Annotated in this window: 11 protein-coding genes; 6 read left to right on the forward strand and 5 right to left on the reverse strand. The window is 51.9% G+C overall.

Annotated features, from left to right (window positions below; all coding sequences use genetic code 11):
• The first annotated feature begins 36 nt into the window (after positions 1-36).
• Positions 37-858: an ATP-grasp domain-containing protein gene (locus tag AC2IBB_RS23855; protein WP_486329211.1), complete on the forward strand. Its 822-nt coding sequence runs from the start codon at positions 37-39 to the stop codon at positions 856-858.
• A gap of 122 nt (positions 859-980) precedes the next feature.
• On the opposite strand, the gene AC2IBB_RS23860 is transcribed toward AC2IBB_RS23855, so the two are convergent.
• A complete protein-coding gene (locus AC2IBB_RS23860) occupies positions 981-3,167 on the reverse strand; it encodes a bifunctional serine/threonine-protein kinase/formylglycine-generating enzyme family protein (protein WP_486329212.1) in 2,187 nt (728 codons plus the stop codon).
• Between the two features lie 21 nt (positions 3,168-3,188).
• Complete coding sequence (locus AC2IBB_RS23865) at positions 3,189-3,497, reverse strand: hypothetical protein (RefSeq protein WP_486329213.1); 309 nt, start codon at positions 3,495-3,497, stop codon at positions 3,189-3,191.
• A 492-nt stretch (positions 3,498-3,989) separates the two neighbouring features.
• Between AC2IBB_RS23865 and AC2IBB_RS23870 the strand changes: the two genes are divergently transcribed.
• The 4 genes from AC2IBB_RS23870 (at position 3,990) to AC2IBB_RS23885 (ending at position 10,478) form a co-directional block, all read left to right on the forward strand.
• Complete coding sequence (locus AC2IBB_RS23870) at positions 3,990-5,834, forward strand: carotenoid oxygenase family protein (protein WP_486329214.1); 1,845 nt, start codon at positions 3,990-3,992, stop codon at positions 5,832-5,834.
• Positions 5,835-5,907: 73 nt separating this feature from the next.
• A complete protein-coding gene (locus AC2IBB_RS23875; RefSeq protein ID WP_486329215.1) occupies positions 5,908-7,521 on the forward strand; it encodes a D-arabinono-1,4-lactone oxidase in 1,614 nt (537 codons plus the stop codon).
• Between the two features lie 149 nt (positions 7,522-7,670).
• Positions 7,671-8,705, forward strand: a complete 1,035-nt coding sequence (locus AC2IBB_RS23880) for a hypothetical protein (protein ID WP_486329217.1) — start codon at positions 7,671-7,673, stop codon at positions 8,703-8,705.
• Between the two features lie 318 nt (positions 8,706-9,023).
• A complete protein-coding gene (locus tag AC2IBB_RS23885; protein ID WP_486329218.1) occupies positions 9,024-10,478 on the forward strand; it encodes an undecaprenyl-phosphate glucose phosphotransferase in 1,455 nt (484 codons plus the stop codon).
• A gap of 520 nt (positions 10,479-10,998) precedes the next feature.
• On the opposite strand, the gene AC2IBB_RS23890 is transcribed toward AC2IBB_RS23885, so the two are convergent.
• From AC2IBB_RS23890 to AC2IBB_RS23900, 3 genes are read right to left on the reverse strand one after another with little or no spacing between them, the layout of a single operon-like run.
• Positions 10,999-13,287, reverse strand: coding sequence for a GumC family protein (locus AC2IBB_RS23890; protein ID WP_486329219.1), 2,289 nt, complete (start codon positions 13,285-13,287; stop codon positions 10,999-11,001).
• Positions 13,288-13,863 (reverse strand): polysaccharide biosynthesis/export family protein, encoded by a 576-nt coding sequence (locus AC2IBB_RS23895; RefSeq protein ID WP_486329220.1) that lies wholly within the window; start codon positions 13,861-13,863, stop codon positions 13,288-13,290.
• Positions 13,864-13,922: 59 nt separating this feature from the next.
• Positions 13,923-15,113 carry an outer membrane beta-barrel protein gene (locus AC2IBB_RS23900; protein WP_486329221.1) on the reverse strand — a complete coding sequence of 397 codons (1,191 nt, stop codon included), beginning with the start codon at positions 15,111-15,113 and terminating at the stop codon, positions 13,923-13,925.
• An 867-nt stretch (positions 15,114-15,980) separates the two neighbouring features.
• On the opposite strand from AC2IBB_RS23900, the gene AC2IBB_RS23905 reads away from it, so the two are divergent.
• On the forward strand, positions 15,981-17,318 hold the full coding sequence (locus tag AC2IBB_RS23905) for a UDP-glucose dehydrogenase family protein (protein ID WP_486329222.1): 1,338 nt from the start codon (positions 15,981-15,983) through the stop codon (positions 17,316-17,318).
• Positions 17,319-17,399: the final 81 nt, after the last annotated feature.

Consider the following 17,399-nt stretch of genomic DNA (forward strand, 5'->3'; position numbering starts at 1 on the left):
TAAACTCTGTCAATTCACAGGAGACCTCGGAGCCCCATGAGCGAATTACTTCCTGAAAGCTCCTCAAAACTACTTTGGGTCGTGCAAAGCAACCTTGGCGACAGCACCGACGCAGCGACGATAGAATCCTCTTGCCGTGAGCTGGGCTACGACTGCGCCATGATCAAAGTCATCCCGTTTGCGACCGACCTTCCCGATATCCCCAGCGACAGAACGGCCATTTTCTACGGCTCCTCCAACTTCATCACTAACGCGCATCGCTCCGGCAAATGGCGTCCCTGCGCTTATTTCGATGAAAGCCTGTTTTTGTTCTCAGAGGCGCTTCAGCATTATGGCGCTCATTTGCTAAACGCAGACGCACGGATTCTGTCCATGGAGCAATTTGCACAAAGTGGTGCAGGCGACGAGGAAATATTCTTCATTCGACCAGATGGAGATCTGAAAGAGTTTGCAGGGGCTATTACAACCTTCAAAGCGTTCAGGGACTGGGCGGATAAGCTCAGGCCCGGCGGCTTCACGGTGGATTTATCGCTGACCATGGTAGCGGCGCAACCGAAAGACATTGAGCATGAGTGGCGCTTGTTCATCGTTGCCGGGAAAGTCGTCACGGCCAGCCATTATCGCGCAAACGGCAGAATGCAGGTTTCCTGCGGCGCCCCTGAGACCGTGGTTAAGTTTACGGAAAAGATGGCGGCTATATGGAGCCCTGCTCCGGTGTTCGTTATGGATGTCGCAGCCAGCGCCGGGGAACTTTTCGTACTGGAGATCAATGGCTTTAACAGTTCTGGGTTCTACGCCTGCGATATCAAAGCCATCGTGCGGGAAGTTTCCGCCTACGCGCTATCCCAGCACTATTAACATGGCATTGATATTGGCATGTTAATAAAGTGGCCCATGAATACGCCTCCGCGACGGTCAGCCGCGAGAGACAGGGGCGGACTCCCACAGCTTTTCGTCGCGCGGCCCCGCATCGTCTCCCCCTACTGAGCGGCGGAACCTGCGGCGGGCGCCTGGATGGGCGTCTCCACCAAGCGGAATCCGTTCACCTGGTAGCGGACATCAACGCCATTGGCGTCGCGACTGACCAGCTGCATTGACTTAGGCGGACTATACCAGGAGCCGCCGCGCAAGACGCGGCGCCGACAGTCTCCCGCCGTCCGCGCGGAGCCGTCCGCAGGAACGCCTTTTATTGATTCGCTCCAGCAATCCTGCACCCACTCCCACACATTGCCATGCATGTCATACACGCCCCATTGATTCGCGGGGAACGAGCCGACAGGGGAGGTGAATTGCCATTTATCGGCGCCGTTCACCAATCCGCCACAGCAGTCATCCTTGCCGTAATTAGCGAACTTATGGCTAATCTGATCTCCCCAGGAGAAACGCTTGCGACTGCCTGCGCGAGCGGCGTACTCCCATTGCGCTTCCGTGGGTAGCTGAAAGCTTCTGCCGGTTTTGACGGACAGCCAGGCGGCGAATTCTTCGGCGTCATTCCAGCTCACGCTGATAACCGGATTACGCCCTCGTCCCCATCCCCGGTCATCCGCTTTATTGGAGCAGCCGCCATCGGCGACACAGGCGTCCCACTGCTCAAAGGTCACCTCATACGCCATAATCTTGAAAGGCGCCAAGGTCACTTCCTGTCCCGGATCGCCTCCCCATAATACGCCGCCATCCTCAAACCCTATGCGGTATTTACCGCCGGGAATATCGACAAAGGCTATGCTCAGAGATTCCAACGCGTCCTTTTCAACCAGAAACACCTGTTCGGTAAACTGCTCTCCGCTGACTTCCGTCCACCGGGTCAGCTTTTCATAGCCAGGCGCACTCACCTCCAGCAAATAGCGGCCAGGGTCCAACGGAATGCCCTCTTCATACTTGGGTTGAATATTGAGTATGCGAATTTTCGCATCCGCTGGGGTCACGTCCACCGTAAAAGCAGTCTTGGCGGGCTTCAGCGAAACATAATGCGAATGGCGCCCGGCGCTATGGCTCAACGTGAAGGATTTCGGCCAGAAGCCCTTGGCGGTCACCTCAACTTCGTAGTCGCCTTCCGGCAATGGCGTTCCCGGCGCATAGGCGCCCTCTTCTCCGGCAAAGGCCACCGTCGCCCCCACGGGTTCCGTCACCACCACAAAAGGATAAGTCGGCGCAGGACGGGTCATATGCTTATACGCCCCGTAGCCCACAACCGCTGCGATCATCATCGCTACGCCCAATGCGCGCCATACGCCGGAGGACACAGATCCGCCCCGCTCGGTTCGACGGGTTGTGGTGGGGCTTTCCTGCGCCGCCGTTTCTCCATGCGCCGTCTTCAAAGACTCCACTGTGAACAGACAGGTCGCATCTGTATCCACAGGGACATTTTTAATCGCCTCCAGATGAGCGCGAAACTCATCCAAAGAAGACAAGCGCCGCTCTGGCTCTTTGGCCAGCAGCAAATCCATGAGCTGCTGATACATACGTAGATGGGACGGCAGCGGCGGCGGCGGTTCCTGCTTATGCTTGATGCCCAGACTGATCGGGTCGGTGGCCTCAAACGGCACGGAACCCGTCAGCATCTGGTAAAACACTATCCCCAGGCTGTACCAGTCAGCGCGATGATCCAGCTGTCGCCCCATCGCCTGTTCAGGGCTCATATAGGGAGGCGAGCCCAGAATCGAGCCTGTCGTGGTGAGGTCGCCCCGGTGGTAAAGCGACTTGGCGATGCCGTAATCCGACAGCACCGGCGTTCCGTTCGCACGAAACAAAATATTGCCTGGCTTGATGTCGCGATGAATATAACCCAGCTTGTGGGCGTAATTCATGGCCTCCGCCAGTTGCAGAATGATGTGTGTGGACTCGTCTCTGGTCAGACGACCGGAGCGAATGCGTTCCGTCAGTGAACCGCCTTCCATGAACTCCATGGAAATAAAGAAGGTGTCTTCAAAAGGCGCAATGTCATATATCTGAATTATGTTCGGATGATTCAGCTTGGCGGTGATTTGCGCTTCCTGAATAAACCGCTGACGGAATTCTTTATTGAGGCAAATAGCCGGAGAAATAATCTTGATGGCGACGATGCGATCCGCAAGAAGCTGTCTGGCCTTAAAAACCTTGGCCATCCCGCCTTCAGCGATTTCATCAAGCATTTCATAATTGGGAATTTGAGGAGACACGGTGATCACGCTGCAGCTCCAGTCCATTAGTCACATATCGGTCATTCGATGTTCAAGCTCGCCAATGTTGGCGTAACTCGATTCCTTTCCTTCAGAAAGCGCGTCTGCACGCATTTCCAGGGCATGTTGGGCGTGGCGCGCGCCGCTAATGATCCGCGCCCTGGCCAAGGGCCGCATTTCCGCATTATGACAAACAGAATTTAGAACGTGAAGCATTGCGCCAGAAAGCCCTCCCATAATTAATGCGGCGATAAGCATAGCGATGGAATTTGACTGGACAGTTAGAATCCGCATCCATAAGCGATAAGTTATCACCTTCACTTTCAACAACTTGGACAACGCGCTGCAGGACGTTCCTCCGCACGCCATTTCAAGGGCGACACATTAATCAGTTTCGGCGCAGAGCTCGATTGGCCGTTTACCCTAGGGACTGTGGACAATCGTTAATTTTGCGGCCATTTCCAACAATAACGCACTTATTGCTTTCGTTAATTGGACATTTAATAGCCATATGCTATCCCTTATATTTGTGATGCGACTATTAGTCATGTTTCTTTCGCACAGAGAAACATGAGTCAGATGTAATCCAATACCACCGGATCGAACGACCGGCCGGCCAGGAACCAGCGTCCTGCCGAGCCAAAGGATATGCGCACGGACAAGTAGGAGCGTCTAACCGTAATAACTGCCTCATGTCGCCTCGCCCGGAACCATTAACCACGCCATTTATGGACCTCGGAGAACACTAGGCCTTGTTCGTAAGTGACCCGGCCAATTTTTTTAACGAAGTTCATATTTTGCATTTCTACTCATAACGCACAGGGAAAGAGCATGAATCGGAGAGATTTCATCAAGACAGCCGGAGCCGTCTCACTATTGCCAAATGCGGCGCTGGCGTACTATCCCTCTTTGCCGGAGTCTTCTTTTCCGACTTCCATTATGCAAGGGGACCTAACCTCATCAGAGGGCTTTCTGGATATCATCGCCGGCGCCCTGCCGGGCGACATACATGGCCACGTATTTATGGCCGAAGGGATTCCGCTGGAGCGCAACCAATTGACGCCCACAGGCAAAGGCGCCCTCACCCGTCTCGACTTCGGCCCCAATCAGGCAGCCTACAAACGCAAAATGATCGAAACTCACTCGTCCATCATGCAGGAGCATGTCAGCGGTTTGTTCGATAAGTTTTATTTGCTGGGAGGCACGGTCTATTACAGCCCTAACCTGGGCTTCATGAACTATTGCAACACGGCGCCGAACTATATGGGCGACAACCGCTTCGCGCTGAGTTACGAAGGCGGTCCTCCCTACGAGTTCGACGCCATTAGCCTGGACCTGATGACGCCAGTCGGCAACCCGGGCGAATGGCGCACCAGCCTTCCACCCATCGCCGACGCTCTCACTCCAGACAAGTGGCTGTTCCCTCAGGTTCGCACCACCGGGCACCCTTTCTTTGACCTGGAGCGCGGCGAGTGCTTCACCATCAATTACGGCGGAGTCATCGGCGAGCTAGGCGCCTCCGATGGGTATCTGCGCCTGATCAGGTGGAACTTGCAGGGGGCGCTGGAAGCCTGGAACGTGGTCAGTCGCCAGGGCGCCAACGCTTATCTTACCGCCACCGCCCACTCTCTCGGCGTCACTCGCAACCATATTCTCATCTTCGAAACAGCGGCCAGAGTGGAAGCCACCCGCATCATGGGGACCCGCATCGTCATTCCGCAGAAACACCGCACCCCGGTATGGATCATCCGCAAATCGGACCTGAACAGCGGCGCAGGCCAAGTGGTGGCGGATTACATCGAACTGGATTTCGATACCTCGGACATCATGTGCAACTACGACGATTATGACGGCGAAATCACGCTTTACGGGCAATATCTGGGAGCAATGGATAAATCCGAACAGCAGTTTTATCTTGAGTTGTTACATTTCGGCGGCTGGGTCCCCTCTGACGTAGCCGGATATCCCGCAGCGCCAGTGGATGTGGGCGGACTGGTGCAGGCGCGCATCAAAGTCAGCGCTGACGCCGCCTGGGAAATCAAAGAGGATTTCCGCCTGATCCGTGACGAGCACTTGCTCTGGGACATGAACGACCCGGCCTACCGCGGCCATTTCCAGTTTCCAGAAACTTTCGACCATATCTATTGGGCCGCCATCGGCTATCGACCCGAACACTTAGTCAAACGGGTGGCGGATGCGTATCGCAAATACCCCAACCGTCTATTCAGTAACGACAGCCTGCCGCAAACGGCCATACCTTCAGCGCTGATCCATATGGATTGCCGCAACATGCTTATTGCGGACGCCTATCAGTTTCCCGAAGACTGCGTGATGCGCACCCCTCAGTTTATGTCGCGGCCAGGCTCTCTGGCCCAGGACGACGGCTATATCTTTACCGCAGTCGTACGCAAACATCCCAGTGGCCCCCAGTCCAACGGCAAAGAGTTCTGGCTGTTCGACGCCCGCAATCTGGCGCAGGGACCGGTTTGCATACTCGGACATCAAGATCTGAGTTTCGCCACGACCAATCACGCCCTATGGCGGCCGGAAATCGGACCACGCCCAGCGGACGCCTATAAAGCGAACTACGCCGATTTTTTCCGGGAAAAAATGCCATGCCATTCACAACGAGTCAGGGAGGTTCTTGAAACCTACATTCTTCCGAGATTCAGCTAGACGCATATCAGGCAGTTCATGAATGCGCTGGTTCGGCCCACAAAAAATAAGCATAACTTTTTGGAGAACGAACATGACGCGTATAAAAACCAGTCTTTTATTGCTGATCCTAATTCTTGTTTCCGGCTTTTCCGTAACTTTATACTCTCGCAACCAGGAGCCCGAAAAACTACAGAACTATCAAGGCACCTACGAGTGCTCGCCTGGCGCCATTTATGACCCCGCCTCCATAGAAGAAGTCCAGGACATCGTCCGCACTGCGCTGGCCGAAGGTCGCACCATCATGACCGGCAACCGCAAATTCGCCAGTCAGATCGACGCCGCCTGCACCCAGGATGGGGAGGTTCAGATCACCTTGAAAAACATGGACAAGGTCGTGTCCTTCGACGCGGCCTCAAAAACCGTCACTGTGCAGGCGGGAATGCGTTTTACCGATTTGAACGAATTTCTGCGCAGTCAGGAGCTGGCGGTGAATATGGTGACGGAACTCGGCACGTTCACCATCGGCGGCATGCTCGGCAGCGGTACGCATGGGTCCACGCTGGCCAAGCCCAGCAATATGATCGCCGATTATGTAACGGAGCTGAAAATCGTCGATGGCCTCGGTGACGTACGCACACTTACCGGCGAGCAACTCAACGCCGCCCGGGTGAATCTTGGCGTCCTTGGCGTAGTAGTGGAAGTGACCATCCAGCTGGAAGAGGCCTTTAAAGTCGCCGCCAGCGTGCAAGGTTTCCGCTTTGACGACAAGCTGGAAGACGTCATTCTCAACATCGCCCGCAGCAACTATTCCGCCAATGTCGCCTGGTTTCCCGGTCTCGGCAGATATACCGTCACGACCTACAATCCCGTTCCTTTAGATACTCCCGGAAACGCTTATAACGCCCAGGCTGACGTTTCCGATATACAGGAGTTCTTTTTCGGTTTGTTATTCGACGCACTGCACGAAGTGCCTGGGTCCGGCTTGCAATGCCTGGCGGCGGCGGTGAGATTCAGCAGTCGCTCTACCTCTTACTATCGTGATGTCGACACCGGAAAAGTGTTGGAGTCTCCTATTGGTTACTCTGATCGCATGCAGTATTTCAAATGCAAAGACCCCAATAAATGCATCTGGGATCGTCTTCCCATCGCATTGCAGGAGGTCGCCATCCCCATTGACGATTTACCTTCCTGGATCGCAGACGTTAGAAAAGTTCTCGCCGCCCACCCGCGCACCTGCTTTCCTTTAAACGGCATTTACTTTCGTTTCGGAAAAGCGTCTCCAAGCTACCTGGGTATGAATGCAGGACGTGATTCAGCTTATTTGGGCATCGAATACACACTGAGGAAGGAAGGCGCGGCGGTTCCCAAAAACTACTTCGTTAACCTTGAAATAGAACAGATGTCCTTACGCAAATACCACGCGCGTCCGCACTGGGGGAAAAACTCCGTCACCATATTTGAAGACATGCCAACACGTTATCCCAAGTGGAATGACTTTCTCGCCTTTAAAGCGGAGGTGGACCCTTACAATATTTTCACAAATCCTTTCTGGCGCCGCATCAGCGGTGAAGATCCGCTCGATAATTATTTAACTCCAGGCTGCAATGCAAGAGGCGAATGTTATTGCCAATCGGATGAACATTGCGCAACGGGAACTTCATGCACCGCCGGCGCCTATTACGGCGACGCCAATATATGTCGATAAAGAAACATATATAACGATGTATTAATTCGGCAAACAAACCGCTGGCCAACTTCGATCATTATATGTCCACCAGCGGTTTTCAACCTCGCCTGAACTAGACCAAAAGATATAAATCTTTTTATGGATAGCAATTTATCCGGAGATTGAAAATGATATTACGCGCTCTGTCCGTGTTAGTTATTTTGTTCATTAATTGCGCTAACGCCACCACTTTGGACGATATAAAGCCTCATACGCCAACACAAAGTCCCTGGAATGAACAGTGGTTTTATTACATAAACGACCCTGAAGTGGGCTATATAAAGGTGAGCCTGCAGACTTACATTATGGGCGACGCCCCCAGCCTGCAGGAAAAAGGCTACATTCACGTGGTGTTTACGCCGCGGACAGGCGCCACCAGGGTGTATGACTATTTTTTTGACGATGTACAGCTATCCGACGGCGACCCAGAGGAACCCTACGCATTCAGCTATAGCATCCCAGGCGTAGTGGAAGCGAATCAGAACCGTATTGAGCTGACTCTTCCGGATCTCTATTTCTCGTCTGAGAAGCTAGGCTCCGACAAGCATTATTGGGGTTGGCCAAACCCAGGAGCGAGCCCCTTTGGATTATTGACGGAGCTACCTTTTATTGAAAATCAATGGTTCGTTTTCAGCCTGAGAACGCCTACCCGTTATGTTTACAGCGACTCTAACAGTAGTTTTTCTGGTTCAGGCACAGCATACATTGATCGGCAGTGGAGCGTTAATCAAGCTAGTAGCTTTGCTTTTATTATGGCGACAGATAAAGACATAAGCCTTTTGGTTTCAGGCGGGCGCGATGGAGCGCTGCCGCTTGAGTTATGGGCTGGCAGATACCTATCAGACACCCAAAACGTGACACTTCATCCATCTTTACAAGGTTTAAGCGTACATAGAACAATTAATGCGTGTGAAGGTAAAATAACAGTTGAATTTAGTAAACTTACGCATAAACTTGTGGTCCAGGCCAAGGCCGACCCGGCAGACTTTTACGTTTCAGATATGCCGTCCACAATCGTTTTTAATTCAGCCCAACCTGCTATGAAAACGATGAATGCAGAAATATCCGTTGACTTATACCGCTTTAATAAACTGGTGGAGCAAACGTATTTGCCACAGGGGATTTTAGAGTTTGGCGGAGATTGGTATTGCCGTCGCAAATAAACAATCCAATTGAAAATATGGCTAAATGTCCGATTTACGGAATACAAAATAATCGCTAATTTAGTCGCCGATCCTCGTTCTGAGTTTTATTTAATAAAAAATATGTAATCTGATCACTGTATAGTTAGCCGAACATGTACGGAGTTGGGTCACAACGTAATAAGCAATCACCAAATCGGTGCATTTATAGCACTGTGGAATATACGCATATATATAAGTAAGCGCAGTTTATGTTGTGGCCCAAAAAATGCCTTTATTAAAAGAGAGTCTAGCAGGCCGGAATCCTGTTTCACCGGCGTCCAGGAGGAGTTACTGATCATGGGAATCTTTCAATTTAGCGGTTCGAAGACAGAACCGGAGCTAAGCTCTGGCATGTCGCCACTCATTCGACCGCAATATTCAAAAATTCTCGCTCTATTTCGCGCAATAGATAGCATCGCTATCCACTTTTGCTTGCTGGGAACGTTAGCGCTTTTTGACGTGACCTGGAATGAATCTTATTCCTGGTTAAGCATCATGTTCGTTATTACGTTCGGCTTCTGTGCGGAAATTAGCCAGATTTACTATCTTATGCGCGGGCTCACCACCGGTAAGCTTGCGTGGTATATCGTTAGATCCTGGATGTTCGCGTTAGTGCTGATATCGCCTTTCGCTATCCTGGGCCTGTTGCCGAACATCGATCTGGAAGCGCTTGCGTATTGGGCGATCGCCGTACCAACCACCTTGGTCAGCCTTCATCTATTACGACGTATCGCACTATTCAGCATCCGCAGACGCAATGTCAGCTCCAAAAGGGTAGGCATTGTCGGCGCAACCACACTGGGCGTCAGACTCTACGATTCTTTAAGCAATATGCCTTGGCTCGGCTATAAGATCGCCGGCTTTTACGACGACCGCATAGATATGACGGATTTGACGCGCCGCGTCACCATCGAGGAAAAGGCGCTTTGCGGCGGGTTTGACAAGCTTTATGAAGATGTCCACAGCGGCAAGGTGGACACCATCTACATCACTCTGCCCATGTGCGCGGAGCGTCGCATCAAAGACATGATGGACAGACTTGCGGACACCACTGTCACCGCCTACGTCATCCCTGACTTCTTCAGCTTCAACCTGCTGTATTCACGCCTGACCACTATCCGCGGCATCCCCGCCATCAGCGTCTATGATTCGCCGCTGGTGGACCATGGGTTCGCCAAGCGCATGACGGATATCGCATTGGGCCTGTTCTTTATTCTGGTGACGGCCATTCCCATGCTGGCTATCGCTGCGGCGGTAAAGCTTACTTCTCCAGGCCCGGTGCTATTCAAGCAAACGCGTTACGGGATCGGCGGCGGCCCTATCAAAGTCTGGAAATTCCGCTCCATGACAGTCTGTCAGGACGGCGACAACATTCAGCAAGCCACCAAAAATGACTCCAGATTGACCAAGATAGGCGGCTTCCTGCGCCGCACCTCTCTAGACGAGTTACCCCAATTCTTTAACGTCTTGGGCGGCAGCATGTCTATTGTCGGCCCACGCCCTCACGCCGTAGCTCACAACGAATATTATCGCCAACATATCAAAGGCTACATGCTGCGTCACAAAGTCAAACCGGGCATTACCGGCTTGGCGCAGGTCAACGGTTTCCGCGGCGAAACAGCGGAAATGAAAGACATGTCCGGCCGCATCTGGTATGACTTGGAGTACATTCGCCACTGGTCTCTGGGCATGGACTTTAAGATTATCTTCATGACCGTCTTCAAAGGTTTCGTGGGCAAGAAAGCCTACTGAGAGCCCGCACCGAATCCAGGCCTTTCCCATCACAAGGGAAAGGCCGCCCTCCCCTTCCCATTTCTACCAAAAACCTTGTAGTTTCAACAAAATAAGCATGCCACTATTATTAACATGGCAATGACATAGGCATGTTAATAGGATGCGCCTGTGCGGCGATAAGACATAAAGAAACAAGCACTGTCATTTTATACAAAATAAAGGGACGCCATTTTCAGCCGCTTCGATTAGAAGAATCATCTAACAGTGAACGATGAAGGGCGGCTGTCGCCACAAGAAATATCACAGGTAGATAAGGGATTTATTAATCAGGCGGACAAATAGTTTCTTTCTATTTGTTTGCGGCGACAGAGTCTGAACATGTCAGGCCCTGCCTCCCGCGGCCAGTCGCCGCGCAGGCGCATCCATGCGCCTGATTATTATCACGCCGATATCATTACCCTGTTAATAACATTCGTTGGCGCACAAAAAAGCCCGCAAAACTGCGGGCTTCGTGATTAGGCTGCAACAATATGCAAAGTCACACTCCAGTAGGCTCTACCCGGCGCTTGGTTTTCGCTGCGGTTACGCTGGTTTCTTTGAGTGGATATGTGTTGTAGGAAGAGTAATGAATGTATTCATGCTGATTCTTACGCTTCGCCACATCAATCTGATTCAATACCGCCCCGACCAGGTTGGCGTTAACTTCGCGAAGACGCTTGATGCCTTTCTGCACCAACGGCGCTGGCGTATCTTCAGATTTGATGATGTAAACCACCGCATCTGAATAGGAAGACAATACCAAGGAATCGCTCACTGCCTGCGTGGGCCCCGAGTCAATGATGATACGGTCATAACGCTTCTTCAGCACCGCCAACACCAAGTGAAAACGATTACTGGAAATCATCTCCAGCGGATTGCTGGGCTGCGTTCCCGCCGTCAACACACTGGCTTTGGTGCCATTCAGACGGTGCAGGCAGTGCTCCACTTCCGCCGTACCGGCAACCAGGTCAGACAATCCAGGCATGTCCGGCGACAACCCAATGGACTTGGCTAACATAGAGCGGCGCATATCGCCGTCGATAAGCAGCACTTTTTCAGTCTGTCCCAGAGCTTCCGCCAGATTCAAGGCCACCGTGGTCTTACCTTCTCCTGGAACTGTGGAAGTCACCAAGATCACCTTATAAGGCTGATCCACACGCGACAGAATCAAACTGGTGCGCAAGCTACGAATAGACTCCGCAAAGTGGCTGTGCATCGAGGACAGGAAGCCCTCAAAAGCCGCCTTAGATTTTTTACTCTTCACCAGAGGCAGCAGACCAAGTACGGGCAACCGGAATTTTTCCTCGATATCAGCAGTGCTGCGAATGGTGTTGTCCATTGCGTCACGAATAAATGCGCGAACAACTCCCAGCCCAAAACCAGCCATGATCAGCATCAGGAAAATCGTTTTCTTGTTGGGCTTATAAGGTGAGCCTGGAGGAATCGCCGAGTCGATGACTCGCGCGTGAGCCGCTTGCAAACCGGTCGCTTCATGCGTCTCCTTCGCACGGGACATAAACAAATCGTAAAGCTTGCGGTTGGTTTCGACCTCTCTTTCCAGTTCGCGCAACTGGAACTCTTTCCGGTTTACGCCTTGCAAACTGTTCTTCGCCTGGTCAAGCTGCCTGGCGATAGAGCGCTCATTCTCCACCGAAATCTTATAGGCGGACTCAATGCCTCGCGCAGCGCGCTGCAATTGAGTTTCCAATTCTGATTTAATTGACTTCAGCTCCGCCATCGCGGAGATCATTTTCGGATGCTTCTCACCGTAACGCTTGCTCAGCTCGTCTACTTTGCGTTGCGCATCATCCTGCCTTTCCTTCAAGGAGCGCACCAAAGGGTTCTCCAGAATCGCCGGCAGCTCCAGCAGGTATTCCGGTGGCGGAGTTTCGCCAAAGATAGTCATCTGCTGATAAACGTTGGCGGTCTCCATACGTACGCGGCGCGCCTCAACATTACGCTCAGTCAGCTTAGACAACTCTTCCGCGTTCAGGGTTTTAACCCCTCTTACATCTACCAGTTTTTCCGCTTCGCGGAACTCCTGCAGACGCTGCTCCGATTCACGCAGCTTTTCACGCAGCCCTTCCAGGCTCTCCCCCAGCCACATGGTCGCTTTCTCTGTCAGCGCCATTTTCGCCGCCATGTGGCTTTCAATAAACTGGGTCGCTGTCGCATTGGAGATCAACGCCGCCAATTTCGGGTCTCTGGCGTCGAAGCGCACTTTGACCAACTGAGTGTTGCGCACCGGATCAATCGTCAAGCGCGACATAAAAATGCCGACAACCGCCTCATACTTAGCCTTTTCCGACAGGGGCTTTTTATTGATACGCAGAAAGTCGAGCATCTCCGGCTCAAATGGCCACACAGATTCAATCTGCTCCAGCGGCACCCATTCCTTCCAGTTGAAAGCCTTTTGCCGAAATGGATCAAACTCCGGCATGTTGACCAACTCCAGCCGCGTCACCACTTCTTCAGCCAGACTGCGGGAACGCAGAATCTCGTATTGGGTTTGCAGATATTCCTGATTGTTGCTATTCAGGCCATAGACATCCTGAATATTAATAACTTTGGGTTGGTTGTTTTCAATCAGCACAGTCGTGGTCGCCTGATACATCGGCTTGATGTACTTGAGCGCCACATAGCCGACGCTTCCCGCCAGCAAGACCAAAAACACGATACCCCATTTGTATTCAAGAATAGCGTTCCAATAACGTCGAAGATCGATGATCTCTTTGTCGCCGGGCGTGTCCGCCAGATGTCGCGGCGGCGTTGATCTTAAGTTATCCATTTAAAAGAAACTCTCTTCCACAATAATAATGTCCCCTGGATGTACGCGAGTGCTCTGATCCGCGGGACGCTGGGTTTGATTCGGATCGTTTTCAGTGATGATAAATATCTTGTTCTTGTTCGCACGGTTGGTGAAACCGCCAGCCAATGACGCCGCCTTACGCACGGTCAATCCAGGCTGGTAGGAAAAGCCGCCCGGATTTTTTACTTCGCCATTAATAAAAAACTTCCTGTACTCCAATATGGTGACGCTGACTTTGGGATCGATCAAATACCCATCCCTCAAACCACTCGCGATAAGCTCCTGCAGCTGACTTACCGTCAAGCCAAGCAACTTGATCTCGCCCAAAAAAGGATAAGAGACCGTACCTGCATCGCTGAGCCGCGCTTCCAGCGTCAAATCGCTTTCGCCATACACCTGAACACGCACGTAGTCTCCAGAGCCAAGCGTATACTCAGACAACCCCTCTTGCGCAAAACTCCGTTGCGCCGGAATCAATATTGAAGCCAGCAGCATCAAAGCGGATAGAAACACACCGCTGACCATGGCTACCCAATGCTTCCTGTAATGATTCATCCAAACACCACACCTGTATAAATTTCGACACGAACAAGATACTTTATCCGCATTTAACTTTAAAACCCTGCATTAACGTATATGGTCGCCAAGTTACGTGTGTGCGAATAGCTGTCCAATGTTGAATCACGGTCTTTAAAGTTCCATGACGCGCCGACGTTCAACCACTCCCTGAACGCATAGTCCAACGCCAGCGTCGCGTCGGAAGTATCATCCTTACGAGACTCTGGGTCATTTTCGTACACATCGCGGGTCCAGTTGTATGCGACCTTGCTCGTAACCCGATCGTTCCAGTTGTGTGTCCAGGATGCGCCGATTTGCTTCGCATCAATGAAGTCGCCTCTTCCATAGGATTCTTCAGCGCTGCGCTCTACAGTGAAACGCAGTTTTGAGTAGGGTTTCAGCGCCCAGTCGACAATAGCCTCCCAGCTGGCGCCGGAGAAGTCTTCGCGGCTTTCGTCTTCAAAGCGTTTTTCCGCGCGGCCGACCTTAAACGTGGCTTTGGTGATATCTGTCGCCGCCCATGAAACCCCGGCCAGGAATTTATAATAATCACTGTCTTTGCTGCCGCCAGCGCCGTCCGAGGGAGACGGGTCATTCATGTAGTCCGTATGCGTTCGCGACAAATCCAACACCAGACCTGTCTTGTTCGCTACACGCCAATAAAAACCCGCGCCCGTTTCAAGAGTGCGGCGGTCCCGTAAACGGGTTTCGTCACGCTGGTTGGTATACTCAGTTTGAGCGCCAGCGAGCTTTAATGTCAGGCGTCCGTCAGAAGTCTTTGAGCCGAAGGTGTACGTCAGCGCAGCGGCGGAACGGTCATACTCGATCAAATCTTCCAGTGGAGCGACGTCCGGCCCCTGCTTGATGCCGGTGCCCCGGTCCTCGTGTCCCGCCTCAAAACGCCCCAACAGCTCCAGCGTATTGCGGTGGTTCAGCGTCCAGAACGCCTTACCGTTAACGAAGTGATCGATATAATCGTCAGTATGAGCGCTGGCGTAGCTGCCCGAGCTCATCTTGTATCCCAGATAATAACTGTCATCGCCCTTCAGCGCTTCCAACGTCACGCCGGTGGAAACGATAGTGACGAAGGACTCCTTCTTGTCGTCCTTCTGTAAGTAAATATTATCGTTATACTTTTCTTCCACTTTCACCTGAGGGTAAATATTGACCGGCCCTGCCGAGAAAGAAAAAGGCTCCGCGGCGGCCCACGCCGAAGAGCCGCTCAAAGCGGCGATGCAGGCAGCCAAAACACGAAGCTCGCCGCGCCGATCGCGAACGGTTTTTTTTATATGCTTGTTAAAGTTAAAAAGAAGTTTAGATTTGGTACTACCGCCAACTGTCATTCTTCATAGTCCTTTAGCATTACTTGAGATTGTTAGCACTTAAGACAAACATGATAGTTCATTTCATTCGACCGTCAGATGACTAAGCAGGAAGCATGCCTGCGACGAAAAAGCGCAGCGCGCATTAAAACATGTCCATTCTTAAGTTCATTATGAAAAATTTTATAAGGTTCCACTTCTGCGAGTGGGTCGCATTATATCGTTTAATACGGATGAAACCTTATAAAATTCAGCAAGAATGTACTCCTATACGTATAAAAATACCGAAACCCCGCACAAGTACTTCCTTTGTACTAGCCAAAAAGTTCTATAAATAACATGGCATTACTTCTGGTATTGTAATAGGGATCTGTATTCGTCCGTGAAGGCAGCTTTTAACACAATAATGTTTCGGAAAGACAATTTCATTTCATGAAAGGAATTTAATGTACCTTCGCGCGCAACAGCTTGGTTACGGCGGCTACGGGCCCCGCGCCGCCCCAAAGAGGAGCGGTCGCGACAGAATGTATTCTCCTGGGCTCCATTTTGATGCAAAAAGAGTTTACATCTCAAATTCTTTAAGCAATTTTATGGCGGCCTCAACCTTATACAACCCCGTCTCCACTATTCCGGGGTGCGATTAATGAACAATTTCATGCTGTAAGTAAAACCTGTAATAAATCTGGCGTATTTTTTGTAAGTCTTCATTTAAGCGGAATGTCGAATATTATTTGCGCGCCGCCGAATACAAAAAACAGCCAATTGCTGAATTAATCTTCAAGGAGATGAGAATTGAAAGTAACAGTATTTGGAATCGGTTATGTAGGCCTTGTTCAGGCGGCCGTGCTTGCCGATGTCGGACACGATGTAATGTGCGTCGATGTCGATGAGGCGAAAGTCGAAAACCTGAAAAAGGGGATCATTCCAATTTACGAACCCGGCCTGACGCCTATTGTAGAAGCTAACTTTGAAGCGGGCCGGCTAAAATTTACGACTGACGCCAAGCTGGGCGTCGAGCATGCTGAAATTCAGTTCATCGCCGTGGGCACGCCCCCGGATGAAGACGGCTCCGCAGATCTTAAGTACGTCCTAGGCGTGGCCGCCACTGTCGCCAGTTATATGACGGAGCCAAAGCTGGTCATTAACAAAAGCACCGTTCCCGTCGGCACAGCGGACAAAGTTCGCGCAGCCATCGCCGCAAAATTGAGCGAGCGCGGCGAAAGCATCGATTTTGACGTCGCCTCCAACCCAGAGTTCCTGAAGGAAGGCGCAGCGGTCACTGACTGCATGAAACCTGACCGCATCGTTGTCGGCTCCGAAAATCCGGGTTCCGTAGAAAAGCTGCGTGAACTCTACGCGCCGTTCAATCGCAATCATGATCGTATGATTGTTATGGACGTGCGCTCGGCGGAACTGACAAAATACGCCGCCAACTGCATGCTGGCGACGAAAATCAGCTTTATGAATGAAATCGCCAATCTGGCGGAGAAGCTTGGTGCGGACATAGAGAACGTACGCAAGGGCATCGGTTCCGACCCACGTATCGGTTATCACTTTATTTACCCCGGCTGCGGCTACGGCGGCTCCTGCTTCCCAAAAGACGTGCAAGCGATGGTTCGCGCTGCAGACAGCATTGATTTCGATGCGCAATTACTGAAAGCAGTGGAGTCGGTCAACTACCGCCAGAAAGAAACGTTGTTCAAGAAAGTCAGCGCCTATTTTGATCACAAACTGGAAGGTAAAACCGTCGCGCTGTGGGGACTGTCCTTCAAGCCTAACACCGATGATATGCGTGAAGCCTCCAGCCGCGTGCTAATGGAAGCCCTTTGGCGCGCTGGCGCGAAAGTCCGTGCTTATGACCCTGAAGCCATGGAAGAGACCCAGCGTATTTACGGCGCCCGCGACGACCTGTCGCTGGTGGGCACCAAAGAGTCCGCACTGCAAGACGCTGACGCGCTGGTTATCTGCACGGAATGGAAATCTTTCCGCGCGGCGGACTTTGCAATGATCAAGCAGACATTGCGAAGCCCGGTGATTTTCGACGGTAGAAATTTATACGATCCTGACACTGTGAAAAAACACGGCCTGGATTACTACGGCATCGGTCGCGGCCTCAGCATCGCCCGCTAACCGTATTCGCCGACGGAGCCCTGTATAAAGGGCCCGTCGGCGCGACTCGTCTCGCACTTGACGAAGTCGACTGTTTATTAA

The sequence above is a fragment of the Hahella sp. NS-SX17 genome, from assembly GCF_057367735.1.